Origin of the sequence: Microbacterium sp. HMWF026 (assembly GCF_003061325.1) — a bacterium.
GTDB lineage: Bacteria > Actinomycetota > Actinomycetes > Actinomycetales > Microbacteriaceae > Microbacterium > Microbacterium testaceum_E.
Genome location: NZ_QAJB01000185.1, coordinates 1 through 1,993, shown reverse-complemented (window position 1 = coordinate 1,993; position 1,993 = coordinate 1). Strand labels below are relative to the sequence as shown.

The 1,993-nt window shown below is 70.6% G+C and carries 2 protein-coding genes and 1 pseudogene; 1 reads left to right on the top strand and 2 read right to left on the bottom strand.

The annotated features are described in order from the left end of the window. Nucleotides 1–223: pseudogene (locus DBR36_RS07840) on the bottom strand (hypothetical protein); the annotation flags it as partial. A gap of 89 nt (nucleotides 224–312) precedes the next feature. Between DBR36_RS07840 and DBR36_RS07835 the strand changes: the two are divergent. Further along, nucleotides 313–1,347: an LLM class flavin-dependent oxidoreductase gene (locus tag DBR36_RS07835; RefSeq protein WP_108318316.1), complete on the top strand. Its 1,035-nt coding sequence runs from the start codon at nucleotides 313–315 to the stop codon at nucleotides 1,345–1,347. Between the two features lie 102 nt (nucleotides 1,348–1,449). Here DBR36_RS07835 and DBR36_RS07830 read toward each other — a convergent pair whose 3' ends face one another. Continuing rightward, nucleotides 1,450–1,782 (bottom strand): hypothetical protein, encoded by a 333-nt coding sequence (locus DBR36_RS07830; RefSeq protein WP_108318315.1) that lies wholly within the window; start codon nucleotides 1,780–1,782, stop codon nucleotides 1,450–1,452. Nucleotides 1,783–1,993: the final 211 nt, after the last annotated feature.

Here is a 1,993-nt window from a genome sequence, read left to right as displayed (position 1 = left end):
CCCCGCCATCATCGTCGTCCTCGATCTCAGGATCGATGGATGCCACGGGCCCCGCGGGCGGAGGAGAGGCCGGGGCGGGCGGGGGCGCGATCGCCGCGAACCGCACCTGCTCTTCGAGCTCGCGCAGGCGGTCCCACGCGACGGGGTCGTCGGCGAGGTCGGCGTCCGGTCCGTAGGCCCGCGCACGCAGCCGCTCGAGCTCGTCGCGCACGCCGTCGTCCATTCTCAGAATGGTTCCACACCCCGGCCGACCCGGGGCCGTTCTCGGTACATGCGCGGGAATAGATCGAACGGGGCGGTGTTGAACACCGCATGCGCTCCTTCGGCACACTCTCATTCGGCCACTACGGCCCCCTCGGCGGCGGGCACCACCTGTCCGCCGGCGACTCGATGCTCCAGGCGATCGACCTTGCCCAGGGCATGGACGACCTGGGCGTGAACGGCATCTCGTTCCGCGTGCACCACTTCGCGCGTCAGCAGGCAGCTCCCATGCCGCTGCTCGCGGCGATCGCCGCCCGCACCTCGCGCATCGAGGTGGGCACGGGGGTCATCGACATGCGGTACGAGAACCCGCTCATGCTCGCCGAGGAGGCGGCATCCGTCGATCTGATCAGCGGCAACCGGCTCGCGCTCGGCGTCAGCCGTGGGTCACCCGAGACGGTGCAGCGCGGCTACGAGGCGTTCGGATACACCGGCTCGCAGGACCCCCGCGGCGCCGACATCGCCCGCGAGCACTTCGACCTCTTCTTGCGGGCGATCGACGGCGAGGGCCTGGCCGAGCGCGACCCGATGAGCCCCTTCGGCGGCGGCACCGGGCTGCAGCGCATCGAGCCGCACTCCCCCGGGCTCCGCAATCGCATCTGGTGGGGTGCGGGCACCACCGCGACGGCGGAGTGGGCGGGTCGACTCGGCGTGAACCTGATGTCGTCGACGCTGCTCACCGAGGCCGACGGAACACCCTTCGACCTGCTGCAGGCGCAGCAGCTCGACGCCTTCCGCGCCGCTTGGCGCGAGGCCGGCCACGCGGGAGAGCCGCGCACATCGGTCAGCCGCAGCATCTTCCCGATCGTGACGGCCGAGGACGAGCTGTACTTCTCGGGCTCGGCCGGCAGTGATCAGATCGGCGTCATCGACGGCATGCGTTCCACGTTCGGCAAGACGTACGCTGCGACGCCCGACGTCCTCGTCGAGCAGCTGCAGAACGACGCCGCCGTGATGAGCGCCGACACGCTCATGCTGACGATCCCCTCGCAGATGGGCGTGGAGTTCAACCTGCGCCTGGTCGAGAACTTCGCGAAGCACGTCGCTCCCGCCCTCGGCTGGCGATCGACGCTCGCGACGGTCTGAGCGAACCCCCGAACGGACCCGGATGCCGATGCCCTCGGCACCCGGGTCCGTTCGGCGTTTCAGCCGGAAGCGTCTGGATACTGCGGCCTGACGCGGCCCTGCTCAGACGCGGGAGCGGGCGACCGTCTGCGAGACGAGGTACTCGCCCCACGCGACGGCGTAGGCGCCGAGCGACGCCCACACCCACGCGGAGGAGAGGATGCCGGCGAGCCCCATCAGCGCCGCGACCGTCAACACCGCCACGACGGCGAGCACCGGAACGGCCGCGCGCGCGCCGACCACCGCACCGCCCCCGCGCCAGATGACCAGCAGCGCACCCGCCGTCGCCACCAACAGGATGACCGGGGTGAACCAGGGGCCGAGGGCGCCCATCGTGACGGCGGCACCGATCCCCGCGATCGACAACGACGCGGTGCGGATCGCACGGGTGGACATGGAGGTCGAGGCAGTCGAGATGGTGGGCTCCTCAGAAGAACGGATCGTTCACTCCAGCCTAGACAGCGCGTCTGTGCCGGGACTGTCTACGGTGGGCGGATGGGAATCACCCTCGCGCGCATGGATCCGGCCGGCATCGACGGTGCCGCACTCGCATCGTTCCTGACGACGCAAATCTTCCCCTTCCACGTCCGCCCGCGCTGGACCTCGA

Bases quoted from the DNA above. Each gene is read 5' to 3' on its own strand.
- DBR36_RS07830 (WP_108318315.1), bottom strand. From the start codon at position 1,782: ATGTCCACCCGTGCGATCCGCACCGCGTCGTTGTCGATCGCGGGGATC.
- DBR36_RS07835 (WP_108318316.1), top strand. From the start codon at position 313: ATGCGCTCCTTCGGCACACTCTCATTCGGCCACTACGGCCCCCTCGGC.